General features: G+C 45.2%; 22 protein-coding genes. 10 read left to right on the top strand and 12 right to left on the bottom strand.

What is annotated here, in order from left to right; translation table 11 throughout:
• Positions 1 to 307: 307 nt before the first annotated feature.
• The 3 genes from ACJJIZ_RS12275 to ACJJIZ_RS12265 form a co-directional block, all read right to left on the bottom strand.
• A complete protein-coding gene (locus ACJJIZ_RS12275) occupies positions 308 to 1,003 on the bottom strand; it encodes a GlcG/HbpS family heme-binding protein (protein WP_413665544.1) in 696 nt (231 codons plus the stop codon).
• A gap of 390 nt (positions 1,004 to 1,393) precedes the next feature.
• Positions 1,394 to 1,939 (bottom strand): hypothetical protein, encoded by a 546-nt coding sequence (locus tag ACJJIZ_RS12270; RefSeq protein WP_444913576.1) that lies wholly within the window; start codon positions 1,937 to 1,939, stop codon positions 1,394 to 1,396.
• Positions 1,940 to 2,091: 152 nt separating this feature from the next.
• Complete coding sequence (locus ACJJIZ_RS12265) at positions 2,092 to 2,448, bottom strand: VOC family protein (protein WP_444913575.1); 357 nt, start codon at positions 2,446 to 2,448, stop codon at positions 2,092 to 2,094.
• A gap of 702 nt (positions 2,449 to 3,150) precedes the next feature.
• Between ACJJIZ_RS12265 and ACJJIZ_RS12260 the strand changes: the two genes are divergently transcribed.
• Both ACJJIZ_RS12260 and ACJJIZ_RS12255 read left to right on the top strand, forming a co-directional pair.
• Positions 3,151 to 3,954: a hypothetical protein gene (locus tag ACJJIZ_RS12260; protein WP_444913574.1), complete on the top strand. Its 804-nt coding sequence runs from the start codon at positions 3,151 to 3,153 to the stop codon at positions 3,952 to 3,954.
• Positions 3,955 to 3,977: 23 nt separating this feature from the next.
• Positions 3,978 to 4,874: a fatty acid desaturase family protein gene (locus tag ACJJIZ_RS12255; RefSeq protein WP_444912877.1), complete on the top strand. Its 897-nt coding sequence runs from the start codon at positions 3,978 to 3,980 to the stop codon at positions 4,872 to 4,874.
• Positions 4,875 to 5,073: 199 nt separating this feature from the next.
• Here the strand turns inward: ACJJIZ_RS12255 and ACJJIZ_RS12250 are convergent, their stop codons facing one another.
• Together ACJJIZ_RS12250 and ACJJIZ_RS12245 are read right to left on the bottom strand one after the other, a co-directional pair.
• Entirely contained in the window at positions 5,074 to 5,787 is a 714-nt protein-coding gene (locus ACJJIZ_RS12250) for an aspartate/glutamate racemase family protein (RefSeq protein WP_444913573.1), read from the bottom strand.
• A 429-nt stretch (positions 5,788 to 6,216) separates the two neighbouring features.
• On the bottom strand, positions 6,217 to 9,705 hold the full coding sequence (locus ACJJIZ_RS12245) for a sialate O-acetylesterase (protein WP_444913572.1): 3,489 nt from the start codon (positions 9,703 to 9,705) through the stop codon (positions 6,217 to 6,219).
• An 892-nt stretch (positions 9,706 to 10,597) separates the two neighbouring features.
• On the opposite strand from ACJJIZ_RS12245, the gene ACJJIZ_RS12240 reads away from it, so the two are divergent.
• The 4 genes from ACJJIZ_RS12240 (at position 10,598) to ACJJIZ_RS12225 (ending at position 14,930) form a co-directional block, all read left to right on the top strand.
• Complete coding sequence (locus ACJJIZ_RS12240; RefSeq protein ID WP_444905493.1) at positions 10,598 to 11,323, top strand: YoaK family protein; 726 nt, start codon at positions 10,598 to 10,600, stop codon at positions 11,321 to 11,323.
• A 1,070-nt stretch (positions 11,324 to 12,393) separates the two neighbouring features.
• A complete protein-coding gene (locus ACJJIZ_RS12235; protein WP_444913571.1) occupies positions 12,394 to 13,467 on the top strand; it encodes a 3-deoxy-7-phosphoheptulonate synthase in 1,074 nt (357 codons plus the stop codon).
• 248 nt (positions 13,468 to 13,715) lie between these two features.
• Positions 13,716 to 14,171 carry a hypothetical protein gene (locus tag ACJJIZ_RS12230; RefSeq protein WP_444913570.1) on the top strand — a complete coding sequence of 152 codons (456 nt, stop codon included), beginning with the start codon at positions 13,716 to 13,718 and terminating at the stop codon, positions 14,169 to 14,171.
• Positions 14,172 to 14,321: 150 nt separating this feature from the next.
• Positions 14,322 to 14,930 (top strand): OsmC-related (seleno)protein, encoded by a 609-nt coding sequence (locus tag ACJJIZ_RS12225; RefSeq protein WP_444913569.1) that lies wholly within the window; start codon positions 14,322 to 14,324, stop codon positions 14,928 to 14,930.
• A gap of 54 nt (positions 14,931 to 14,984) precedes the next feature.
• On the opposite strand, the gene ACJJIZ_RS12220 is transcribed toward ACJJIZ_RS12225, so the two are convergent.
• Entirely contained in the window at positions 14,985 to 15,506 is a 522-nt protein-coding gene (locus ACJJIZ_RS12220; RefSeq protein WP_444913568.1) for a potassium channel family protein, read from the bottom strand.
• Positions 15,507 to 15,681: 175 nt separating this feature from the next.
• Positions 15,682 to 16,602: a LysR family transcriptional regulator gene (locus ACJJIZ_RS12215; protein ID WP_444905499.1), complete on the bottom strand. Its 921-nt coding sequence runs from the start codon at positions 16,600 to 16,602 to the stop codon at positions 15,682 to 15,684.
• Positions 16,603 to 16,741: 139 nt separating this feature from the next.
• On the opposite strand from ACJJIZ_RS12215, the gene ACJJIZ_RS12210 reads away from it, so the two are divergent.
• Positions 16,742 to 17,506, top strand: a complete 765-nt coding sequence (locus ACJJIZ_RS12210) for an SDR family NAD(P)-dependent oxidoreductase (protein ID WP_444913567.1) — start codon at positions 16,742 to 16,744, stop codon at positions 17,504 to 17,506.
• Positions 17,507 to 17,617: 111 nt separating this feature from the next.
• Here ACJJIZ_RS12210 and ACJJIZ_RS12205 read toward each other — a convergent pair whose 3' ends face one another.
• A complete protein-coding gene (locus tag ACJJIZ_RS12205; RefSeq protein ID WP_444913566.1) occupies positions 17,618 to 17,974 on the bottom strand; it encodes a 5-carboxymethyl-2-hydroxymuconate Delta-isomerase in 357 nt (118 codons plus the stop codon).
• 31 nt (positions 17,975 to 18,005) lie between these two features.
• Positions 18,006 to 18,947 (bottom strand): peptidyl-alpha-hydroxyglycine alpha-amidating lyase family protein, encoded by a 942-nt coding sequence (locus tag ACJJIZ_RS12200; protein WP_444913565.1) that lies wholly within the window; start codon positions 18,945 to 18,947, stop codon positions 18,006 to 18,008.
• 117 nt (positions 18,948 to 19,064) lie between these two features.
• Here ACJJIZ_RS12200 and ACJJIZ_RS12195 point away from each other — a divergent pair, with 117 nt between their 5' ends.
• Positions 19,065 to 19,961, top strand: coding sequence for a LysR family transcriptional regulator (locus ACJJIZ_RS12195; protein ID WP_444913564.1), 897 nt, complete (start codon positions 19,065 to 19,067; stop codon positions 19,959 to 19,961).
• A gap of 28 nt (positions 19,962 to 19,989) precedes the next feature.
• On the opposite strand, the gene ACJJIZ_RS12190 is transcribed toward ACJJIZ_RS12195, so the two are convergent.
• The 3 genes from ACJJIZ_RS12190 to ACJJIZ_RS12180 form a co-directional block, all read right to left on the bottom strand.
• Positions 19,990 to 20,436 carry a GNAT family N-acetyltransferase gene (locus tag ACJJIZ_RS12190; protein ID WP_444913563.1) on the bottom strand — a complete coding sequence of 149 codons (447 nt, stop codon included), beginning with the start codon at positions 20,434 to 20,436 and terminating at the stop codon, positions 19,990 to 19,992.
• Positions 20,437 to 20,727: 291 nt separating this feature from the next.
• A complete protein-coding gene (locus tag ACJJIZ_RS12185; protein ID WP_444913562.1) occupies positions 20,728 to 23,853 on the bottom strand; it encodes an efflux RND transporter permease subunit in 3,126 nt (1,041 codons plus the stop codon).
• On the bottom strand, positions 23,850 to 25,217 hold the full coding sequence (locus ACJJIZ_RS12180; RefSeq protein ID WP_444913561.1) for an efflux RND transporter periplasmic adaptor subunit: 1,368 nt from the start codon (positions 25,215 to 25,217) through the stop codon (positions 23,850 to 23,852). Before ACJJIZ_RS12180 ends, ACJJIZ_RS12185 begins: the two co-directional genes overlap by 4 nt.
• A gap of 277 nt (positions 25,218 to 25,494) precedes the next feature.
• Here ACJJIZ_RS12180 and ACJJIZ_RS12175 point away from each other — a divergent pair, with 277 nt between their 5' ends.
• Positions 25,495 to 25,914 carry an ester cyclase gene (locus tag ACJJIZ_RS12175; RefSeq protein ID WP_444913560.1) on the top strand — a complete coding sequence of 140 codons (420 nt, stop codon included), beginning with the start codon at positions 25,495 to 25,497 and terminating at the stop codon, positions 25,912 to 25,914.
• A 95-nt stretch (positions 25,915 to 26,009) separates the two neighbouring features.
• Positions 26,010 to 26,678: a pyroglutamyl-peptidase I gene (gene pcp, locus ACJJIZ_RS12170; protein ID WP_444913559.1), complete on the top strand. Its 669-nt coding sequence runs from the start codon at positions 26,010 to 26,012 to the stop codon at positions 26,676 to 26,678.
• Positions 26,679 to 26,717 lie beyond the last annotated feature (39 nt).

Below are 26,717 nucleotides of genomic sequence, written 5' to 3'. Positions count from 1 at the left end.
CCCACAGAACTGGCTGAACATAATGCAATTCCATTATTGACTCATCAAACTCGTCTCGATCTACAACTTAAAAATTAAATCGCTCAAAAGTTTCTTAATAAAAGCATGGATTGCTACGTAGCAACGGGATACAGGGTTAGAAATTTTCACTTTTTCGACTTCCTCACACTGAAGTCTCATAGTTTTTGGGCCATAGCCTTTACCTTGTTGGGCATTATCAAATAAGGACAGATCTATAAAAACCTCGTTCGGCTTGCCATTATCATTATTGGGGTAGTGTAGAATACTACTCTTACTGGAAACTAAATTACTTTTTTGTTCTAACCGAATAAATTTTAGAGAAGCTTGTCGCTATATCAACTGATTCGGGAGAACATGCGGGATGCCCCCAACCACTGGCGCTAACGCCATCAACAATATCATAGACAATATTGTCATCCTTATTGGGGCTAACTCCTGAAGGCACATAATCTAGCTGGAGGTTGTGGCGCAATTTCCATGCGATATTATGATCTGCACATGAACTATCACCGCTAACCCCTAGAGCACCGATAAGCTTTCCATCCTTATTATACAGAGCTAAGCCACCACCAAATACATTAATTCCTCCGATCTTTTTACCCACCATCGGGTCATCTTCTGTGCCAATTTGATTTGATGAACCACCATAAGCGACATTTGTATCAACTGGATTGCTATGCTGTAAGCCATATAAACTACCACCAGGCTGTACAGCCGAAAAAAGGTTGGCCGTTGATAGTGATAGGTCGGGAAGACTGAAAGCATTCGCCGTGTTTGCCTTTTGCGCTGAAATAACTCTGCTCCCAGGCCATTGATCACCTCGGTCCTTGCCTGAAAATGCAACTAATTTAACGACACCATCCCTGTCAACGATAGTTGCCCACATATTAAAGTTAAATCCACCATTTTTTTCGCTTACAATATCTTTAAGCACTTTCTGAAGCTCAGAATGCGTTGGGAATTTAACTGAAGCAGCGTCCATACCAACTTCTCCTTTTCTCGCTCAAGTAATTAGCATCCAATCATAGTAGCTTATTGCATTAAATGTGCTTCAACCACTAAAGGTCAGTAGAGCCAACCTATACTCTGCCAGCAAGTTTGAAAATTTTTTTCTCGCCTACCTGATTGAAGACTGCCTCTATTGAGAGTTATGACTAGTTTACAACCAACAAGCAGGATAGATCATATTAATCTCCATCCAACTGGTTACGAACCATCTAAATTCAACTTAACTACACGAATGATTGACGACCACAAAATAAACACTATCTAAAATAAAAAAGTCTATATACAATAAACGATTTTAAGCTAGAAGAATTACTCAAATAATAAATTATAGAAAACAATCATGTCTTTTTACAACTGACTCTTATCAATAAGCAGGGTTATAACCGGCCACCCAAAATACATTTTCTTCACCATTTATACCTATTGTATCGAACGACTCATATACCCATAGGTCTGAATCTAAATTTCTATCTAGCTCATCAGAAAGATACTGTATATTATCTTTAATTGATACGCCCTTTGGATTAGAGGACATTATTAGAGCCAGTCCTTTTGCCGGACTACATTTTCTTAATTTATCAAAGTCACTTCTAATTTTAGGTATTTCAGAACTACCTGTTGAGCTCATCCACCTCTTCATTTCCACCACCACTTCTATTTCTGATGGCACATCTTCCCGGAAAACAACAAGATCAATTAAGTCATATTCGACCTGAACCCTTCTAGCGAAGCATCTAAAAAGGTACCTGGCAATGATGAACTGATAATATCTCTCATTATTTATTTTTAGAATCCCAGCTTGGTCACACGAGTAGCAAGAATTATTGGAAAGTGACTCCTGAAGATACTGATCCTCCTCCTGCAGAGCCTTACATGATAAAGAAATTATATCTTTTAATATTAAATCCACCTATCCTCCAACTCACTATTACGCACCACATTGAAGAGTTACTTTGGAAATCAAACTTTAAAATATAAAACTGTAAAGAAACATATACTCGCCACCAAGCAACATCAATGAAGGTCATGCTTCACCAATATAGATAATAACTGACTTTATTACTAAGATTTAGCTTCCCTAAGCTGAATGTGATTCCCCTCAGGGTCAGCTACGTTACAAACCTTGAAAATTGGATTTGACCACTCACCTTCCATAGCCCTGCCCCCAAGTGCCTCAGCCTTATTCTTTGCATCTTCAAGACATTCCACCATGACAAATAGTTTAATTGTGTTGAAATTTCGCTCAGGGAGCTCTATGGGCGGGTCATGTACAACAATATTAAATCCATCTTTACCTATACTAATTAACTTATCTGTTTTATATAGCACATGAAAATCAAACATTTTTAGATAGAACTCGGAGAGACCCTGTATATCTCTTGCATATATTACGACTCCGAACTTTGATATTTCACTCATGTTCTACCACCACTTTTTATAAGACTTCCAAGCATTTTAACCTAAACTGGACAAACAAATGTTACCCAAATACAGAAAATTGTTAACAAGTCAAGCAACCATATATTTCCCCCTAGATTAAAGGATGCCGAACTATAGAAATACCTTTTAGTGGCATATAGCAACTGACATATCCAGTCCCTTCCCGACCCACAAAAAAGAACAGTTATCAATCTAACGAAAAGACAATCTAGAGGTATACATAGCATTCCCTTATTACTATGGGATTCCTCTATCGATCATTATATCAACAGCAACTATTAAACTGCTAGATAGTGCTAAAAAGCACCTATTCTTAGGCATTTGCTTTAAGGATATTGTTAAAGTAATACACAAAATTGCTTCTGTTAGAATTTCTAGAACACATAATTTGTACAAGTTACACCTGTGTTAGCTATTAACATCTACAACTTTAACTGCCTTAGCAACAAAGCTTGAAATTATCATCTCATCCTCGCACAGAGAGCTTATCAAGCACTTCAATATAATCCTCCCCCATAGATTTCTATCACGATGATAAGGATATCGGATAGCAGAAGATGGCATTACCGTGGATTTAAGCGTCTATTTGTTTAACCCAAAGATTACAATGTCTTGCAAGTTGTGCTCTACTCTGTAATATCACTTAGAACAAATACCAGGATTATTGTCAGTAAAATCATTATGTATCAGTTTACGTATGAGCCTACCCCTAAAAATGTCCTACTGGACCTGATGGGCGTTAACAAGCGACACGAGCTTGGAACCAGTCAGCTCAGCTTTATATCTGATGCATTTGACATTTCTATCAATAGTCTACGAGTAACATTAAATAGATTGGTAAGTACCGAATTGGTCAGCCATGATGGGCGGGGGGTGTACCGTTTAACAGAAAAAGCGATCGCCAAACGTGCTTTTATCAACCGCTGGCAACATGATACTTTTCATTATGAAACTTGGGATGGTAGTTGGCTTACTTGTCACTTACCTAAAGGAATATCACGTACGGTTCGTAGAAAGTCATTATCGGTTCTCCAATGGTATGGTTTTTCCGTAGGCCTCGACCACCTGTGGGTACGACCCAACAATCTAAAACTCGCCCATTCTGAAATAATCGCTTCATTAGATACTCTTGGACTTGAGGTAGGAGCGAACTGTTTTGTATTGCATGAGGTTCCCGATTCATTAGTCTCTCAATGGGCTCACCAGCTATGGGATATCGGAAGGCTTGATAGCGAATATAACGATCTCGTACGGTCCCTTGAGAACAGCCTTAAGACTCTGTCAAATAAACCTATTTATACAACATTATCAGAAACATGCCGGTTGGGTGGTGAGGCCATTCATCGCCTAGCGATTGATCCTCTACTCCCAAAGATAATAAGACCGCAAGAGAAGTACCAAGAATTGAAGAATATCGTGCGTAAGTACGATCGTGTTGGCCGTAACATTTGGCTGGAACAGTTGAAGAAGTTAGGTGTTGACTAATAATCACAACAAGGTACTCCTCAATGAATATCCCAATTAGCAAAGAAGAACTAAAGCCTTTTCTGCAACGTAGTGATGCCAGAGCTTGGTGGATAGTAGCAAGCGCTTGGATTGGCATCGTTAGTATTTTTGTTATTGCAGCACTATTACCGTATTGGTACGTATATATTGCAGCAGTATTCTTGCTTGCTGGGCGTCAACAGGCCTTAGCTGCAATCATGCATGAAGCCAGTCATAAAACGCTTTTCGCAACCCGGGCCTATAATAAATTCGTTGCCAAGTGGTTATCTTCACCATTTTTATTGATGGATGGTGATACCTATATTAAGAGCCATCTAAAACATCATCGAAATGCTGGCACAGATAAAGATCCGGATCTGAAGAACTACAAAGACTATCCTGTAAGTAAAAGGAGTCTAGCGAGAAAATTCATTAGAGATTTTTTGGGAATCACTGGTTTAAAGGCAAACCTATATCTTTTTTTAAGCGGTCGAGATTTGTTGAGCAGAAATAAGAGAGTTAATTATCAGTTGACACGGGGCCTGTTTGTTAACGGTATCATGTTTGCGGCGTTGTGGGCCTCTGGCTTTCCGCAGTTGTATATCCTATGGGTAATAGCCTACTTTACAGTCTATATGGCCATCATTCGAATGCGTCAAATCGCTGAGCATGCCGGGGTTAAAGATCTCTATCATCTGGAACCAAAATATAATACACGATCGGTTCCAAGGGGAATTTTAGGATTACTCTTTGTCAGCCCCACCGATGGATTAAGCTACCATTGTGAGCATCACGCTTTTATGGGTGTGCCCACCTATAACTTAAGGGCACTCCATAAGTTTCTTAAGGCTCGCGGGTACTATGATGATGTAGAGCTGGCCGATAACTACCTTGGTGTGTTAAGGCAGGTGTTAAGATAGCAACTGAAACTGAATACTTTGCGGCAAAACAGCTTAAGATAAGTATGATACTTCCGCTGTATTTTCCATACAGGCAGCAGCAAAAGCCATACTAACCTATCCGTGAAATGGTTTTTTGCTTTGCTGCCATCCAAATCCATACATTAGAGCTTCGCTTTATATATGATAAATGCCGATCGAGCACCCACTATTGCGCTTACTAGGAATATTCTGCACATCCAACAGCCAACCTAATTGCTGCCTCCGCCAATAAATGATTGGAGTTCAAGGTAGGCAGAGGGGAGTTGGAGTCACTAATTATTAGTGGTATTTCTGTACACCCAAGTATAACGGCATCACAACCATTAGCCTTCAAACTTTGAATTACCTCTTGAAAGTAAGTTACTGAATCTGGCGCTGAGACACCACAGACCAATTCTTCCATAATTAAGCTGTCTATATTGTGTACCTGCTCATTTGTAGGTCGCAGCCAACCAAGGTTCTGCCCTTCAATTTTCTTTGGGTAAACATCACTTTCCACCAGCCATTTGGTGCCTAAAATACCAAGCTTTTGATAACCGCGAGATTTCGCACTCTCTGCTACAACTTCAGCAATATGGAGCCAAGGTAGCGGTGATAATTCTTTTACATACTCAAACGCCTGATGAATGGTATTATCTGGACAAATTAAGAAATCAGCACCCTGCGCTTTGAGCTTTTTAGCTGAAGAAAGCATTAGGTCACCAACACCCAATAAATCGCTATTATTCAATCGATTTACATAGTCTGCCAAAGAGTGAGTATGCATGGAGATTTCCGGGTGCGCATACTCCCCCAAAATTTTGGGGCTTTCAGTACATATTGTTCTGTAGCAAAGGGCGGCCCCTTCTGCGGAGCATCCAACTATACCTATATGTTTAGGCAAGGTTTTCATATTACTAAACTTCTATCTATTAGAATTAATCTGCTACTTATAATCGTGGCGGTCCCTTATGATACGCACTACTATCGATACTCACCTTAGAGTAACTAAACTTAAAACCCAAAGGCTACACCTCTTCCGATATCAATATTCCCTTCACATATTTTTTTCAGCAAAAGTAATTTTGAAGACACAGGTAATCAATATAACGCCTATCTCAAACGCTGAAGTACGCACCTTTTGATGGGGCAAATTAACTACTTGAGTATAGCGCTATTGATATCATGCTATTAGAGCGAGATACAGTATGGTTTGAAAAATCTGACAAGATAAACGGAAGGGATAATACTGGTTTTTTGGCTTTGTGGGCTAGGTGAGCGTAGATAAGACTTTCAGCGGGGAGGCCTTATCTACGCACTTGCTATCGAGTATGATTTTTAATCAGCGCAAGTTATCTCTCTCTTCCTTCATGCGCTTACCTATCGCTAAATGCGCCGCTGGATCAAAATGGTAATAACCTGAGAGATCATCTGTTTCATGAGCCTCAACATTATAGAGGTTGTCTGCAACAGACTGTTGGGCAGACTGGATAGCTCCACTGGCATCACCATAGTGGCTTTTAGCAATAACAATGGGCAAGTCATAATCATTTAGCGCTTCCCGTAGGCCACTCACCAGACAGGTCAAATTCGCCTCATAGTTGCTTTCATTTACACTTTGCCCTCCATCATTCCAACCCTGGAACCAGATAAAACTATCGATTTCAATCGACTTATTTTCATACTGCGGAAAGTAACCAGCCAAGACTTCAGGGTCGCGCAAGGCCTCAATCTTCTCCAACATCGCAGTGTAAAGAGACTCCTGATTTTCCTCATCTTGGGTCCACTCATTAGCGGCGGAGTCATGGCAGCCAGGGACCTTCCAGTCAACTCTCAGGTCAGTACCACCCTGAACCACTTTTAAAAGTAACAGATCGTTCTCAGTCTCTTCACCGAGGTAGTGCCCTAAAGTGAGCTCTGGTCCATAGCGGTTAGTAGACACGCCATAATTGGGGAACAATTCACCATGGCGCTCAGAGAAGGAGAGAGAACCGGTATCATTCAATGAACCCTGATACTGCAGTACAGTAATATCGTCTCGTGTACCTTCAAGAGCTGCGTCCAGGTGGCCATCAGCATAAATCTCAGCTACCTCCATAGCAGTACTCATTTGCATCCAGGCATCGTAGTTGTACCCATAGGAGCCTTCGCTAGAGGAGAAGTAATATCTACTAATGGTGGCAAAGAGTCGGTCAGTCAGATCAAAGTTACGGCTATCACAGGTTTCACCTGTATGAGAGTCGAGACTGCCTGCACGGCAGAGGAATTGCCCGAGCTTCTGCACCACAGGATCTTCGTTATCATCGCTAAGTCTCTGGTTATAATCGGCTAGCGAATCACTATTATTGATAAACTGCTCTGTTATCTGGTCATCACTAATCGCCGTAGAACCACAGTCGACATCGCCGTAGGTGTAATCTGCATTGGCATGGCAAATCAGCTCTTGCAAGCGATCTAACCGGGTGTTGTTGCCTTCCATATTGGACTGGCCTGCCATAACCACAACTTTTACAACATCCTCATCTGAAGTATCACCCACTGGATCGGTATTTACGTCGCCACCAGATGGATAGATAGCAAAATCATAATCATAAAACTCAAAATCCCTGAAGGTGTCAGGAGTTGTGACTACGAGAGCATAGAGTTCATGATTGGCAGGTACCGGTACTACGGTACTTGAATCTTCCCCGGAGCTATCAATATCAAATGGATAATAACTACGAGAGCCGGTAGATGGGTTGTAAACCACTGCACGACCACGGAAGTCCGCATGAGCTGGGTTATTTTCAGCATCAACCCTAACCGCAATGGTGTAGTTACTGTCTTCAGTAATACCTTCTACCTTAAAGGCATTAAAAGCCCAAGAGCCTGGTACAAAACCGGTATCCATATCAGTCCAGCTGTTACCCGTCCCTTCCTGGTCAAATGTTTGAGTGTACTTATTATCGTGGGTGCTGGCATCAGGGTGCTCACTCAACATTCGACTCAAAGAGGCCGCCTCCGACACCTGGTAGGCCTCACTCTCAACCATATCCCAGGTCGTGATTTGTGCGGCAAAATCTGCAAACAGGGCCTTCATGTCGTGCCCTTGGGCTGTTAGATAAGCATCGGCTGCTTCCAGGTCGTTAAGTCCATCCCTGGAGTCACGGAATACCCCCCCCATCAGGTCCTTACTCACAGCATAATTAGTCAGCCAAGACCAGAAAATATAAGCGCCGTATTGATGCCCACCTTTAAAGTCATAACCATATTGGTGATCGACGGGAGAGTCTTGAATGGCCCAAAGGGTAATATGTGGGTGGAGGGTGTAGTAACCCAGCAAGCTATCTTTAACGCCCGGGATATTGTGATCCGCGCCCCAGCTTGCGGAGGATTCCAGGGTGTACTTACCACTGGACTCACCTGTAACCCTGTTTAGCTTACCCTGATAGGAGTGGAAGTTCTCATGCATCCAGTGCTGAGCGTTAGATTGGGTAAGCGGGTTATCCTCCAGGGTGTAATTCTTAACGAACGTATTACTGATTGAGTCATTGAGTTCTAAATCACGGGTGGAACCTTCATCACTGAAGTAAGTGCAAAGCTCGCCTTTTCCATACATGCCGGCTTCAAAGATATTCCTTTCCCATACCCGCTCTTGAGCCACAATATAATGCTCAAAATTAGCCATGGTTTTGTCGGTATCATCCGACCACCATTGGCACTGGTACGTTGAACAAAGATAGTTGTTGTAACCATCATAGGGGCTGGTAGCAATCATGGATTCATTGCACTTACTGCCACCCAGGTCCATGACTTCATCGTATGTCAGCACACGCTCATAGAGTCGCGCATCCCAGATTTTTCCCGCAAAGGGCCCAAATTGCAGCATGTCGCCCAAGTAAGGATAGCTATCACCATCAACAGATATCGAAGAAGAAGCTTCACCGTTTACGTACACGGTTAACGTGCCATTGTCCACCGTAACTGCGACATGATTACAGCTACGGGTTTTTAAAGTACTTTCTGCGTTAGAAAACTGCTGGCTGTCTTGGCCACCCAATTGCCCTACAACAACATCATCACTGATGCCTATATAAAAGCTGCCGGAGTTATTATCACCATTAGGATCAGCAATTGATCTCACCATCACTTCATCGCCTTCAGTACTATCCGGGATGAACTTAAAAGACAAGCTAAAATGCGCGAGGCCATCTTTCTCAGGAAGAGCCACCGTCATGTCTGCATTATTAAAGTCGTTGCGACTGACAAACATTGTGCGCCCTTCTACATCTGGATCCGAAGATGCACTTTCTGTTAGCGCAGTGCCCTCAACAATCACAGAATTTCCACCCGCTACATCACGGAATTCCAAGTGAGACGGAACATGCACCAGAAGGCTGTCAGCTGGTCCATCCAGGAAATCGCTGGCACAATCATTTGCCGCAACTTCAATAGTAACTGTCGCAATATTACTAGCACCACTACTATCTGACGCTAGATATGAGAAGCTATCAGTACCCGTAAAGTCTGTTGCAGGGAGGTACTCCCAGCGACGCCCACTTCCTGTTAAAGTGCCATGCGCCGGCTCCGACTGAATAGAATATTCTAGAGAATCCAGATCTTCATCATACGCAGCAAGAAATATAGATTTTGCAAGTCGGCCGTGTGCGGCCATCTGTACCAACTGATCATTGGCAATGGGTAAAGTGTTAGAATCATCACCTTCATCCGGGGTATCTACCACTCCCCCACCCGAATTTCCACCGCCCGAGTTATCACCGCCAGTGTTCTCTTGCGGTGTCGTCTCATCGTTACTACTACCTCCCCCACAGCCAAAAAGTAGTGCACTCAATAGTAGTAAAAGCGGAGCCTTCAATATTTTTTTTGATTGAAGATTTTCATTAGCATTTATAAACATTAGTAGTCATTTAAAGAGCTGAAATTAACCAGAAATTTTAGAGAGATATAAAAACAAATGCCGTGAACCAGTTCTTTGATTTATTCTTTGATCTTAAAGTGATTTTTCAAGCAAAGGATCTGGCCTGGATGTGAATATGAGACCATGTGCTCCAATTCAGCAAACATAACCAAACTATGCGACTGCCCTTCAATATTCGCTTGCTATATCACAGAAATCTATAAAATTAACATCGCTCATGAGCAACTGCTCGGCAATTGCTCGATTAAGTAGATAACTTTAATCTGTTGAAATTTGAGAAAACTCATCAATAAACAAGCGAATAGACAAAGTTACCAGCGCTAATCTAGTGATTTAGGGGCTATAAATTGACCTCAAGTAATAGCTGCAATTCTTAATATTACAAGCAAATCACTTGCAGCCCCACAAAGAACCCTTTCGGTGACTGCCCAGCTCGACTCATTCTTGGTCTACTATCCAAGCAACCCGTCACAAATCTAACCTGCTCGCCTGTTACATCGTTAAAGCCAGTACTCTATGGGAAATATGGTTGAATGAGGCCGCTAGCATTTGCATTAGCCACCCTGTCTAAATGAGTGAGCGGATAAATTAAACGTCAGCTTTCAAACCTTCCGCAATCGTTTCATGGCAAGCGAATTCAAGACCACTACCGAATGGTAATACTTTGGATTATATCTCTGATAACTGAGGCTCTCTTTCCAGTAACGTTTATTATCCAAAATCAAGATAAACTATCATTCATAATCATCTAAATACCAAATAGTCAATTAGATAAGCTATCACAGTATAGGGTAGATTATACGCCATGAATCAAAGGTCCAATAAAGAGACAAATATAGAGTACACCCTGGCATTAGTTGCCGGCTTTTCTGAAGCTGTATGCATTTTGGGTTTATTCGGAAGCTTTACAACTTTTATTACCGGCACAATTGTTCTCGCCATCACCGATTTTGCAAGCAACAATCCAAACTACATCACAAAAACTTTTATCCTCTTCGCCTTTATCCTTCTTCAAATATTTTGGATTTATTTCATCAGAAGATTACATTTACAAAAGAGAAACCCAGCAACTATCATGCTATTTTTAGAGAGTGGACTAATGCTACTATTTTTTGTCAGTGGCAGCTATATAGGAAAACTTTCATCTCCCTATGCTGCAAATACCTTCATCATCTCTTTTTTTGCAATTGCAACCATGTCTCTTCACAGTACAATATTCTTCAGGGTACTTAATAAGAAGGCGCCTACACACTTTATGACAGGAAACTCTACTAATCTTTTCGCTGCTGCTTTCGAAATGCTGGATAACTATCGTGTTGACAAAAGCACGAACGCTCCGCCCTACCCTAAGGCTTCTCGTAGAGCTAAGTACTATTTGGGGGTAATTATGGGGTTTATAACTGGTGTAATTCTTGGCACTATTGGATATAAAATTTGGGGGTTCCTCTCTCTTGCATTACCCGTAGTCATGACACTGTTCACAGCTGTATCGACTCAACGACACGACCCTCCTCCCGCGACCGATTCTTGATATTAATGAATATGAAAGCTCACTTTAAGATATCAAACAAAGGGCTAGGATCTACGTGTAATTCAGTATGGGAATGCTCATCTAAACTACTATCGGTTGTGCTTAAGCCTAGACGGAAGCATGCTTCCTCAGAACACCATAGCCTCGAATACCCTGCTTATTATATTCTGTATAGATACGCAAAAAAATCCGCACTAATTTTTAACAGGTAAATCCAAAAGGCCAGTCCACACAAAAATTCAATCCACCGTATATCTTACCGTTGTGGTAACTCAGAAATCGTTACGTAAAACGACCTTTTTTAGTACAAGCCTTTATCATAAACAATCCATAAGAAAGCACTGCACATGAGCTCTTACTTTTTACTCAAAAAACACAGCTATGTAGCTCGCCATAACTTCATCTGCTCTAAATAGTCACCTCACAATGAAATATCCGTATTAAACAAGCCTTCATCAAATACAATTATTTAGTCTAAACTGACATCTCCCCTTGCACATGTCACAATTAATTGAATACCATGATCCCTAGTGTTAGGAGATAGCCTTCGCTATGTTGAAATAAAAGCCCCGCATCAGTTAAACCAAACTCCTTCATTGGATAGAGACCCCCCGTTTACCACCCCCGCTGGTGACTGACAAAAATTATTGATCAGGAATCTTGTTCCAACAATTTCTTTTGCGGAACTTTGAGCGTACTCATATATTGTTCCAATAGCGCCTGGAAAGGATTCCCTGTCTAAAGGGATCTCTATATCATGGCAGCAGGCCATTGCAGTGTCAGTTATCCGTATTTCTTTCGTAACATCAAGCCTCTCTAAACACGCCAGAAGACCTACTCACCGATGGATAAGTAGCACCCCGCATCACTCAGCCCGCCCCAGCAGAGCCACCTCAACCGCTTTGAAAGTGCCAAACTGTTAAAGGGTGAATACAAATGAACATCCCAAACCAAGTCCAATTATTTGGTTGCAAATGAAACCCTCGCCCTATTCTTGATGGCAAAGTAGGATAGGTACTCCGCCTGCAGGTGCAGCGCGGCACTAAGGAATAGAGAAACCAGAAGACGCCATGACCACACAGCAGTTCGACGACTTAAATGTTGTCTCCCAGGAAGTTCTGATCAGCCCGGAGACGCTGAAAGCAGAACTCCCCATTAGCGATGCCGCCGAGGCGACTGTCGCTGGAGGACGCGCCGCCGTGCGCGACATTCTAGATCGCAAAGACCACCGTCTGATGGTGGTAATCGGGCCATGCTCCGTTCACGATGTGAACGCCGCAATGGATTATGCTAAGCGCTTGAAGGCGATTGCGGACAAGGTTTCCGATACCCTGCTAATTGTAATGCGCGTCTATTTTGAGAAGCCCCGCACCACTGTTGGCTGGAAGGGCTTGATCAACGACCCTCACTTGAACGACTCCTTCAAGATTGAGGAGGGGCTGCATATTGGCCGCAAGCTGCTATTGGATGTTGCCGAGCTAGGACTGCCTACTGCAACAGAAGCACTAGACCCAATCTCCCCTCAGTACCTGCAGGACCTAATTTCATGGTCTGCCATTGGCGCGCGAACCACAGAGTCACAGACTCACCGGGAAATGGCCAGCGGCCTCTCCTCTGCCGTGGGCTTCAAGAATGGTACCGATGGTGGCCTGGAGGTGGCTATCAATGCCCTGCAATCGGTCGCCAACCCCCATCGTTTCCTCGGCATCAATAAGCACGGTCAAGTTGCGATTATCCACACCGCAGGCAACCCATACGGTCACGTTGTACTTCGCGGGGGCAATGACAAGCCAAATTACGATTCAGTGAGTGTTGCAATGTGCGAGCAGGAGCTGCGTAAGTCCAATATCGTGCCAAACATTATGGTCGACTGCAGTCATGCCAACTCCAATAAAAACCACGAATTACAGCCCCTGGTGGTCGACAATGTGACTCACCAAATCCTCGATGGCAATCAGTCGATTATTGGCATTATGGTGGAAAGTAACCTGAAAGCCGGCAACCAGAAAATTCTGCCAAACCTGAGCGATATGGAGTATGGCGTTTCGGTAACCGATAAATGTATTGATTGGGAAACTACCGAGTCCCTGCTGTTAGGCATGGCCGAACAGCTACGCGAGCCCCTTAAAGTACGCTCCCCTTAGACCTCCCCCTGGAGAGGCCCATAGCGGGCCTCTTTCCTACCGAAAAGATAACCGCCACAGCTTGATCTCCCTACAAATTACGCTATCCACTTGATAAAGACCCTACAAAAAGAGTACTTTTGCCCTGCCGTAACAGATAGCTGTCGTATGCTTCCTTCAATCAGCTAAATAAAAATAAGCGGCTTACTAACTGAGGTCGAAATCTGGCACCTAATTTTACATTTATGGGAAATAGGAAAGCAGCACATATGGAACTGCAGTCCAACAAAGTACCAATCTATATCTTTGGTGGGTTTACTCTGACCTGGCTACTTGTCAGCCTAAGTTTTGCTCTCGATGGAGGCTCCACCATCTCCTGGCTGGCCACCGCTCTCTGCACTCTTCTCGCGGTAATCACATTCTCCTTTCGGGCAACACATTACATCGATGGAGAATCAAAAAGCTATGTTTCCAAGAGACAAGCCCTCTGGCATAGCTGGACCGAGAGGCAATCGCTAGCGGCGTTCAAGGGGGTTAAGGTTGTCTCCTACTCATCCCATACCACAGACCGTAAAAGTAGCCACTCCAGCTGGCAGGTAATGTTGGTCCCCCGCCAAAATAACGGTAGCAATAGTATCCAGGCGCAGGCCTTCCACTCCAAGAATGATGCGCTGGCCTACGCGCATGAACTCGCGCTCTTTACAGCGCTCCCCCTACTGGACTAAAGAGCCAGTACTCTTAAGGCACAAGTGGGGATATAGCCCTTCTCACCCTAACCTCCTTTGTTAAAGCTGTTGCCACCCAACTCCGTAGGGGTGCACAAATCAACTCTACTCGACCCTCCAGTCGAGACACAAAAACAGAGGAGCCTCAAAATGGACCCAATTCAATGGGAAATGTCGAGTTCTACCATCGTTCGCAAGTTGGACGAGGATGCACACCAAGTAACCTTCCCTCCCCCTCACCTCGATAAGGTGAAACAAGGCGAGCTGCTGAAGTTTCACGCTCATATTAATGTCGAACAAATGCCTGAGGGGCATCACCTAAAAAAAGCCACCATATTTTCCAACGTTCCTAATGGTGGAACATGGGAGCTTATCTGTGATGAAGGCACAGCCGTCGGCGGTAGAGGCAGCGCCCCATCTCCAATTATGTACTTCTCTGCAGGACTAGCCCTTTGCATGATGTCTCACATCGAAATGCTGGCTAAACTTGGCGGGATCAAATTAAAAAGTGTAAGGCTAGAGCAAAAAACTGAGTTCTCAACCACTTTGAATTTTGGGGGTATCAAACCGAAAGAAGTCTTTGGCAAGGGGGACAGAGTGGAAATACATTTGATTGTTGAAAGTGATGAGCCAGAAGAAGAACTTGTAAAATTTATGCATTGTTGCCGGCAGGCCTGTATGTCACTTCAAACCGTTTCCAGTGCAACACCCGTTGATACCCAGCTCTTTATCAATAGTAAAGCGGTTGAGTTCAATTAAATATCCTGGGATGGCCTCACAGACGAAGAGGCCATAGCCTAATAGCGCTTGTTACTAATCGTTTTCTACATCCTCAATCCGGGCTTTAGATAAGGCAGAAGCGACAAGACCTGTCGGAATTGCAACCACCCCCAAACCAATCAAAGGCACAAAGAAAGTAAATATTCTCCCACCGAGAGTAACTGGATACATGTCACCATAACCCACAGTGGTTAAGGTTGTAACTGCCCACCACAAACTGTGAAAGATAGATTTAAATTGTTCCGGCTGAGCAGCGCTCTCAAAATAATAGATACCTACAGATGACAAATAAAGCAAGATCAGAGCTGTTACTCCAAACAATACCAGTTCTTCTTTAACCATACTAAATGCACGGCTAAATCGAGCAACTGCCTTGCTATAGCCGGCCAATGGAACTTTTATATGCAAACCAACGGTGTGAATAGAACTGTCCAGCGGCTCGTATGGACCGCCTGGAGTTCTCTCCGACCCTATTTTACCTACTAAATATCCAGCTTTGAAAAAGACCAGATTGGTTGAACAGAGTATCAATCTGGCCAGCAGCGGGTCGCACATAGTATGTACGGGAAAGGATACCTGATTGGCATTGTTGCTGCGCTTGTCTTATGGCTACTGCTTAGATATGTCGACAAGCGCTACTACCAAGAGAAAAGAGAATTAAAAAGAAAGAAGCTTCAGGAAATTCAAAAGAACAAAAGAGATGATACGTAAAACCCTGCCATATTTGCTTTTAAGGCTGAATTAAATCCCTCTGCAAGCCCTCAACCAATGCCTGCCAAACTACCTCTACCGCTTTACTTCTTATAGACCTTCCCAAGCACACTAGATGGATCGGTTGCAGCTCAGGGCTTCTCCATTGCTGAAAGATAGGCATCAACTTGCCCTCCGCTAATTCCCGGCGCACCAGAAGAGGATCAATCATAACTATACCTTGACCCATTGTAGCTAATTCAACCAATGTACGGCCATCATCGACTACCATCGCCGGATCAATGGGAATGGTCTTTATTTCACTACCATCGTTAGAAAAGTGCCAGTGATCAATGGTTGTTGTTTGGTTACTAAACACTAAGCATTGATGCTGGCTTAAATCATCTGGAGAATTAGGTTCCCCCCTACTCGCCAAATAATCCGGGCTGGCAAACCACCCCCAACGCTTTTCACCTATTCGGCGCGCTACCAATGAAGAGTCCGGCAAGTGCCCAGTGCGAATGGCAATATCAACGCCTTCATCCAGTAAGTTCACAACCCTATCGCTTAAGTTCACTTGAAAAGTAATTTTTGGGTAGCGTTGCTTTAGTAATGGTATGGATGGCAATAAGTACCGCTGCCCCATTAAGGTAGAGCAACTTATCTTAACTCTACCAACAGCTTCATCCTGGTGGGAGAGGATCAGGTGTTCGGTATTGCTCATTAGCTGAGCCATTGTCTCCGTTGCTTCCAACAAAGCAGCACCGGCATCCGTAAGGCGCAATTGCCGCGTACTTCTGTGCAATAGACGCTGATCAACAAACCCCTCCAGCTGTGCCAGCTTCTTGCTGACTGATGAGCGAGGTAAGCCCAGCTGATTAGCAGCCCCCTGAAAACTGCCTTGCTCAATGACCAACCGGAAGACGTACAAATGTCCCAAGTATTGATGTAGATGCTGCATTCTGCCTCACTGCTTCCAAATTAGAATCAAAGTGTTGCCCTAATGGTGCCTTATTGATACCAGTATAACAACATATCCTCCTAAGCCTAATCTTGGCAACTGCCATTCATTGCACCATTACAATCGCAAGAGAGGATCTATGGGACACCAGCAGAGAACAAAAACCATCGCAATCACTGGTGGCACTGCCGGTATTGGACTCGCAACAGCTAAGCACTTTTTAACCGAGGGCTGGCAAGTCATCATCACGGGCCGAAACGCTGAAAAACTGGAACAAACAGCCGAGGATATCGCGGGCCTCTTTGGGAGTAGCGGCCAGCTGACCTGCCACCTATGTGATAGCGGAAAACTCGACCAAATTGATCAACTGGGAAACAAACTGCAAAACGATGAGGTTAAACTGGATGCCCTTATCTTGAATGCCGGTATTTTCAAACCTGGGATATTTGAGGAAACCGATGAAGCCCTCTTCGATCACACTTTTGATATCAATGTGAAGGGGCCTTTTTTCACGCTGCAAAAATTACTACCGGTGATGAATAACCCCTCCAGCGTGGTTTTGCTTTCGAGTATTGCCGTAGAGAAAACTTTTTCGGGAACTTCCGCTTATAGTGCGAGTAAGTCTGCCATTGAAGGTTATGCCCAGGTCCTGAATGCGGAGTTAGCGGTGAGGGGAATTCGTATAAATAGCGTACGCCCCGGAATCACCCTGACCGAAATCCAGGAAAAAGCCGGCATGAGCCAATCAGACATTCAAAGTCTCTCAGAGAGTATGGTGGTAACGCCACTGGGCCGGGCGCTTGAGGTAGATGACATAGTGCCAGCAATCCACTACCTGGCCACAGATCACTCAGTCGGTATGCGAAATGCACACCTGAAGGTTGATGGGGGCTACTGCCTCTAACCGGCTTGAAAGTGCACAAGTGGGGGCCAAGCCCTCCACTTGTGCGAATGAGTACCTTTTGCCGAAGCTTTCTTGTAGTTCACCCCGGCACTCTTAAACACGGGAAATAAGCTACACTGCAAGCTCCAATGCAGCGCGATTACAATATGTAGCCCGCACAATCTCGCGGACCTCTACAGAAACCATCTCCACATCGGGTACGGCTGCACACAGTGCCTTGGCTAGTAAATGAGCCAAGTTTTGTCGCTGCTCAATACTTCTACCAGAAAGCAGACTGCATTCCAGGTGTACAAACGGTGCTGGTTCAGGTCCAACCAAATAGTGCTCGACAGGTAACAAACGAACTTTAATATCCCCCGACTCAAAGAGTGCAGACTGATCTGCAGCGGCATGGATAGAAGTTAGTAAGCTATCAACATCTACCGACTCAAGTAGGTTAGAAGGACACTGGATAACACAGTGAGGCATAAATACTCCCAGGTGAATTTTGAAAGAAAAGCTACATGACCGGAGCGGGTAGTGTATCCGCTGGCAGTAAGCGATTAATGCTCCAATTCAAGATATGGGACACCCAAAGTCCGTCGTCATCCACATAGATCCCATGTACAAAGCCAAATTGCTTTTGTCCCCGCCCAGGCTGGCCCTGATAGCGCATTTTGAGATCACCAGACAGGTCGTACTGTCGCACTTCCTCGGCCCGCGCATCTGTCATCCACAAAGCATCACCTTTGAGAAAGAGGACATAGGGGTAACCTATTCCACGCCATTGAGTTAAATATTTACCCTGTGAATCAAAGATCTGTAGCCTGCGGTTTTCACGATCGGCAATATATAACTGCCCCTCAGAATCAATCACAATGGAGTGAGGGAAATTAAACTCTCCAGGGGCCTCCCCCTGACCACCCCAGGTGGTTACCAAAAGGCCATTCTTATCCAGCTTTACAATGCGACTGTTGCCTTTATCCACCACATAGATAAATCCATTTCTATCCACTGCCACATCTTGGGGCTGATCGAACAGCACCAAGTTGTAGTCGCGATCAAACCAGCCTTCACTGGCTGCACCTCGCTTCCCCAATACCATGGCTACTTCGCCATCAGGTGCAAATTTCAATACCAGGTGCGTGGCAGTATCGGTAGTCCAAATATTGCCCTTATGGTCTATACGAAGACCATGCGGATTTTCAAACAGTCCCGCACCGATTTCGCGAACAAAGCGCCGCTTTCCATCGAACTCCAACAGCGAATGAGACCCTCGGTGAAACACAACAAAGTGGCCATTCTCCCTGCGGACCACCCCCGCAACCTCCCCAAAGTGCCAACCCACTGGCAACTTAAAATCACCCCCCTTGACGTGAAATGGCTGGCTGTTTGGCAGTGCCTCGGCCAGCGTAAAGGCGCTGGGAACCAAAATCAGGCATAGCAATACAATCACTCTCATCAGAAACCCTTCTTAACTTGTCGATCTGCCAAGATATTGTGACTTTTTCCTATAAATGCGTTAATAGCATAATTTTGATATTCACTTTTTCCTGCCAGGAAATTATTGGAGGTTCCTTTGGACCGGTTCCACTTAATTCAGGTGTTCACTACGGTGGCGCGATTGGGGTCATTTACCCGTGCCGCCCGGGAATTGGGGTCCACGGTGTCCGCTGTGAGCAAGGCCATCCAACAGCTTGAGCAGCGACTGGGTACTCGGCTAATTCACCGTACTACCCGATCCCAAAGCCTTACGGATGCGGGGCGGGACTACCTGGAAACCACAGAGCGTGTCCTTAATGATCTTAGGGAAGTGGAAGAGCGCCTAACCAGCTCCAAAGGGCAGCCCTCTGGACTGTTGCGGATTACCGCCCCAACGGCTCTGGGGCAGTTCTGGCTGGCACCTAGGCTCCCGAAGTTTACAACTGAGCACCCAGATATCCGTTTGGATCTGATTCTGGATGATCAGCTTCGGGATCTTACCGGTGAAGGGTTTGACCTGGCATTGCGCTCCCAACCTGCGCAGCCCCAGTCAACACTCTACTCTCATCAAATCGGCCGGCACGATCGGCTCCTGGTAGCATCTCCCGAATACCTGGCAAGGATTAAGTCTTTTTCCTCCCCGGACCAACTCAATAAATTCCAACTACTGTGTTACAAGTACAGCCGCGATCCACTTTCCTGGACATTTCAAAAGGGGCAGGAATCGATCACGATTGCCCCCAAGCCCTACTTTTCAAGTAATAACTACTATTCCCTCTACCAAGCAGCCCTGTCTGGCGCCGGTATAGCTTGCCTTTACGATTATTTGGTAGAGCGGGATATGACGGCGGGTAACTTGGTTCAGGTTCTGCCGGATTGGCAGCAATCAAGCAGGCCACTTTTTGCGGTGTATCAGCAGAGAAGAGCCGCCTCCGCCAAGCTGGATGCCTTTTGGAGGTTCCTGGAGGAATGTTTTCAGAACAACGCCTGCTGACACTCCTGTAGCATAGGTGTTTGTGTATTTAGTTGGCGCTGGGGGGGCGAACCATCTCATTGGCAAGTACTGGGACCCCGCTGTAGGTAGTTTGCAGCTCCCTGGTCACCACAAAACCATATTTGCGATACAGGTTTTTCACCGGGTCATTGGTCTTGGCAACCTGCAGGTGTACAGCGCCACTGATTTCCCCTAACAGGTACTCCAGCAACTCCCGCCCTACCCCCTGACCTCTAAACGAAGGATGCACAAACAGTGCACGAATCTCATTTTTATATCGCGCACCATAGCCAAGAACATCACCTTTTTCGTACACATAAATATCCGACTCCATCAGCTGGGCCAAACGTTTTTGATCTTTATCCAGCGGCAGCAGATTGAAACTCCGGCTTTCAAACCGTAGCTCATCGAGTTTTGAACGGGCATATATATCCAGCACACGTGGATAGTCATTTTTATTGTATTTTCTAATCATTTTGAGAGTGAATCTGTACAAAAGAAGGCAAGTTCAAATTTATCTTCCTGATTATCAATTGAAGTAAAGGGGACAACAAGGACTATTCGCTACTTATTCCGTGACGTACATGAAACATTCGACTACTTAAAACAACTCCGAAACCCTATGTTGGATACTCGTACAAGTGCGCTAATTAAGAATTGATGAATAATTCTTCCCGGAGCTCAAAGTATTACCACTGCTTTCTCTTTATCTTCCTTCTTCTACCACTCATTCCAGCTACTTTTTCACTTCAACAATTAAGATTATTTAAGTCGTAGAAGCGGCGATATCTTCAGGTAATCGGTCTAGCGGCTCCTGAATTCGCTCAGTTAAGCCAAAGTCCTTAAGAATGCCATAAAGGGCTGGCAGGACTAACAGAATCAAAACGGTTGAACTACTAATCCCAAATACAATACTGGTTACCAGTGGAATCAGTATCTGGGCTTGAAGGCTGGTTTCGAACATCAGTGGCAACAATCCGGCCACTGTTGTCAGTGAGGTAAGGAAAATAGCCCTGAACCGGTCGCGACTGGCTTGACTCGCCGCCGTGTGAACGTCCATTCCCTTTCGGACGCGAAGCTTCACAAACTCTACTAACAGGATTGAATCATTCACCACAATTCCAGTGAGAGAGACAAATCCCATCATGCTGGGCATCGTCATATTCTGCCCCATAATAATATGTCCCCAGACTACACCTATTAAAGCCAGGGGAATCGCTATCATCACAATTACAGGTTCGGTATAACTACGAAATTGAAGCGACAGTAGTAAATAGATGCCTATTGCCCCGATCAACAAGGCCTTACCCATCGATAGACCTGTAATGAGACTATTTTCAATCTCTCCCTTCATGGTTACCCTTAGGCCCGGAAATTCCTGCTCCAATGGTGCAAAAAAGTTCTGCTGGGTATCCAGCAGAATTTCACTGGCATTGGCCCTCTCTGTAAAAACATCTGCAAAGACCGTAACAACACGCTCACCATTTATTCTCTGGATACGCGCATAGTCCCGGTGCATTTCAATATCGGCAATTGCCATCAAGGGTACACGCTGCCTTGTTTCAGGATGGATAATGACAAGCTCGTCAAATCGTGACAGCGCACTGCGAGATGGCTCATCCATTCGAACACGAATTTCGTATGTCTCTCCCTGATACTGCACTTCATCAATCTCTGTGCCCTGATAGGCAGCCCTCAGTTGAGAGGCCACAACACTGGCATCAATACCAGAAGCATAAACCCCCTCCCGCATTCGGACCGTCAGCTGTGGCTTACCAGGACGCAGGTCATCTAGTACATTCACCACTCCTTCGTAACTGCGCAGCCAGTTTTGTAGGCGTATAGATATTCCTTTTAGCTGATCAATATCCAGCCCGGCCAAGCGAAGGTAAATAGCTCGTCCAGCTGGACCAGGCGATGGCTCCTTATACAAAATCGCGATCGCACCAGGGATATCGCCAGCAACCTTACTCCAGGCCTGACGTAACTCACTGATACTTGTATGGCGAACCTCTGCAGCCAGTAGATCGACATTTATTGTGGCTACATGAGCCCCACTCTCAAAAGCATCGCCATTCACCCCATAAGTAACACTAATGTGCTCGATAAGTGGCGCCACCTCTTTCCCTGAGAGGTTTTCAGCAACTAGATGCAGGGCCTTTTTTTGATACGCCACCAACTTTTCCATTTCTACGAGGGAGGTTCCTTGGGGCATTAGAATTCGGGCCTGTAGTAAATCTCCCTCCAATGTAGGAAACCCTTGGAATTTAACTAACCCCGCAGGAAGTAAACTCACCGTAACAAAAAATAGTCCCACTACGCCGCCGACAAAAGCATATCGGTATTCCACCGCTTTATCAGCGACACGCCCGACATACTCTCTCCACAACTCAAACCGCTGAGCAAAAGCGATTTTCCAGGCTGGTGGGTTTTCCTTGTACGAAAGGGCATGACGCAAATGGGCGGGGAGAATAAGAAAGGCTTCAATCAGGCTAACCACTAGTACAGAGATCAAAACAACTGGCAAAACTTTGAGGACCTGCCCCATGTCCCCTTTGATAAAAGCTAATCCAGAAAAAACGATCACCGTAGTAACAAATGAGGAGATAACCCCCCTTGCAACACGCTTGGTTCCGATAACCACCGCCTGAAGAGGTGTACGGCCATCCCGGTATTCGGTGGCGATACTTTCCGAAAGCACAATGGCATCATCCATCAAGATGCCAATTGCAATCAGCAGCCCCACCAAGCTGATCATATTGATGGATATACCCAAAGCAGTAATCACAGCAAAGGCGCCGAGAAATGAAACGGGCAAGCCCATCACCACCCAAAACACATATCGCCCGCTAAAAAACAAATAGAGGGTCAGCGCAACAAGAATAAGCCCTTGCCAGGCGTTGATAATAATCATCCTTAAACGATCAGCAACAATTGAGGCGCTATCCTGAGTAAGAATCAACCGCATTTCTTCCGGCAAACGGGCATTTTCCGCTTGTACAAATTCGCGAACCGCTTCCAATACTCTCAAACTGTCATCCACGCTGTTTTTCTGAACAACAAGCAATGCGGCTCGCTGCCCATCAAAAGTGATTTTGTCCTCCTCCTTTTCAAAACTGTCGTGGATAGTGGCAATATCGCCCAATCGCACCTCTGCGCCATCCATTCCTTTGACAACAATAAGTTCTTCAAGCTCTGCTGCGGTGCGCCGCTTTTCGGTAAAACGAACCTGATACTCCCGATCAGGTGCAGTTACCTTACCGGCGGGCATATCAATTGCCTGCTTATCAATAATTGCGGCAAGATCGGCAACACTCAGTCCATACTGTCGCAAATTGTAATCTGAAATTTCCACTTGCAATTGATGGTCTGAAAAACCGGAAATTTTGACAATGGGCACCAACGGATGACGAAGCAACTCTCGGCGATAGTGCTCGGCCAATTGGTTGAGCTGGATCAAAGGCAAATCTGCGCTTAGGGCAACACTCACCACCGGCTGGGTACGTCCCAGCTCTTCTATGACTGGCCTTTCGCTCTCAGCAGGAAGGGAGTCTATCGCATCTACTGCAGATTCAATGTCGGCAAGAAACTGCCCCATATCACCTGCTTCCTGCATTTTCAGTTTCATCACGCCAAGATTGTCTGCAGCTTCACAACGGCGCTCATCAATAAATGGGATGCCATCCGTTGCCTCTTCGAGGGGGAGGCAGATACTGTCTTCGACCTCAGCGGTAGCTGCACCAGGATAAAATACTGAGACTTGTACTTCGAACTTGTCGATTTCCGGCATAGTCTCTCGCTTCATCGTCGGCAATACGAAAAAGCCAGCCAGCATTAAACCCACCATAAGCAAATTGGCAGCAGTTGGGTGGATCGCAAAAAAGCAAATCACTCGCCAACTTCCTCTGCTGCCACGGCCAGGTCTGAAACTCCCTTTTTGACATCGATGACAGATACTGCCGTCCCGCTGATTGCTGGGATAACATCAGTAGTTATCACCTGATCTCCAGGCACCAAGCCAGAGCGAACAACAGCTAGATCACCCTGGTAGTAGTCCACCGTTATGGTGCGAATCTTCAATTGATTATTTTCAGCCAAGTAGACCCGCCCTTCATGCATGGCTCTGCGAGGGATAACCAAAGCTGGCGAAGGAGGTGCAATAAGCTTAATCCGGGCATACATACCACGAAATAGGGGCGGCCGACCCTCGGCTACTATATTTCGATAAGGGTTATCCACTGCAACCACTACGGATAGAGTTCTGCTTGTGGTATCCATGGTACCTCCAACTCTCACTACCCTGCCCCGCCATTCCACCGGTTTAATACCACCTACCAATCCAACCCTGGCCTCCAATCCCAATAAGGCATCTGAGAAGTCGTCAGGCGAGAGAGTTTGATCACTGGGAGATTCAATACTCCGAAAAAGAGGCACTATTTGAGTCATTGTCAGTTCGGCTGAAACCTCCACCTGATCCATGCCATAAGCGACAAAAAGCGGAGTCCCATGGGCAACAGACTGGCCAGCCTCCACATAGACATCACCGATCCGCACGTTATAGGGCAGGCTTATCCGGGTTCGCGATAACTGGTAGCGACTTTCATCGAGCAGCGCTTCAGCACGACTTACCTGGGCCTTTATCACCTGCCTACGAGTGGGAAAGAGGGAGAGATTACCCTTTTGAAGTTCAACTTCTTGTCGCAACTTCAATACCCGTTGCTCCTCCGCATCAGCCGCTGAGCGAGAAACAATCCCCTTAACCGCCAACTGCTCTTTTCGCTGTAATTCCTGTTCCCCTAATTCCAGTGTCCTCTGAGCTATTTCCAACGAAAGCTGTCTATTAGCCTTTTCAACCTCCAGTTCTTGCAATTTTGCGCGATAAACAGCCAGGTCACTCTCCGCTTGAGCAACGGCCAATTGATAGCTGGTTTCGTCAATATTTAGGATTGGTGCCCCGGCAGATATTATTGCGCCAGGTTCCAAATCAGCCGACACTGAAACCACACGACCACCAACTTCAGAGTTTGCCTCAAGGGTAAGGCTCGGCATCACCTCTCCAAAAGCAACAGTTTCAGCTCGAATAGGCATTCGCTTCACTTCGATAGCTTCCACCAGCAGCTCCGGAACTTGCCCTTCGTATCTTTGTGGTTTCTGTCGACTGGCCACCAGCGACACAGCCATTAAAATTCCACCAAGTATCAAAACGGGTAGCATTCGACGACGCTTTAGTAAGGCTTTGATTGCGCTACTTGTCATAGTTTTACCCATAAAGAACTGGCCGAACCAGACCTTAAAAAGCCTAGTGCCACTAAAACCCAGCAGTTGAATACTCTATTAAAGTTCGCAGAACGCACAACTCCCTATAAAGCTTAAAGTAGTTACTCAATATATTTATTTATCATGTAATCTGCGCCAACTCATATCAATCGACTATCAATATTGAATTCAATCCCACTTCGATTCACTCCCCCCTTAAATTCACTGAACTATGCTTGGGCTACCAAATTCCGACCTAACTGACAGTGGGACAAAAATGGCGAACAATCACAAAGAGACATCAAAAGCGATACTGGAATTGTGGGGGGACAACTTCCCCGACAAAGCGACAGATTATTTATCACCGGATTATAAAAACCACCAAATGCCTTATGCTGGAGGCGACACTTCAGCGCTAACAGTACAAGGATGGCAGCAACTTGTCGCAGATTTTCACCAGGGATTCTCCAATACAAAGTTAGAAATTCTGCTGCAAATTTCTGAGGGAGATTACGTCTGCACCCGCTGGAGGATAACCGCCACCCATACGGGAAAATTCCTACAGTATGACGCAACAGGAAAAACCAGCAGTTGGACTGGCGTGCATACCGATAGATATAAAGATGGAAAAATGGTGGAAAGCTGGGTGGACTGGGATAAATACACTTTCCTGGAGCAATTAGGTTTAGTTGAATAGCCGACCACGAACCAGTCAAAGGTAGCCTGCACAACGCTACCTTTGACAACTAACAATATATCAATCTTTCTGTATCTATTTACGATAATATCTCTATGGCAAAAGTTTTATTGACTGGCTTTGAGCCCTTTGGTAACACACCGATAAATCCAGCTGAGTCAGTTATGCGTATGCTGGACGGAACACGAATAGCCAATGGTGATATTCATGGTCTTTTGATACCCAACAATTTCTTTGAAAGCATTGAAGTTGTCACAGATGCTATTGAAGAAATAGAACCGCAATTAGTGGTGATGTTAGGAGAGTACAGTGGCCGTGCAATCATTACGGCTGAGAGAATTGCACAAAATTATAATGACTCCACCAGATATAACCTGAAAGATAACCGGGGAGTTGAAATGCAGGGTGAGCCGACTGTACAAAATGGTCCTGTCGCTTATCACAGCACACTCCCTATCCGCGCAATGGTTATGGCAATGCGCAATATTGGTATTCCTGCCGACATTTCTGATACTGCGGGTACTTTTTGTTGCAACCATATGATGTATGGCGCGCTTCACTATATCGCGACTAATCAACTAAATATCCCCGCCGGCTGGATACACCTTCCTCAGCTACCCCAGATTGCCGCACTACCCGAAAATATCGGCAATCCCAGCATGTCAAAAGAAACTGCCGCCCTTGGGATACAGGCTGCCATTGAAGCCGCACTAGCTAACCCGCGGGACACTGACGATCCGATCCCTTCTCACTTACAAATCTAATCAAATTGAACAGTTTAGGGGTATAAAGTGAGGGGGTTC

The sequence above is a fragment of the Microbulbifer maximicatervae (SeqCode) genome, from assembly GCF_052467225.1.
This window is presented reverse-complemented; position numbering and strand designations above follow the sequence as displayed.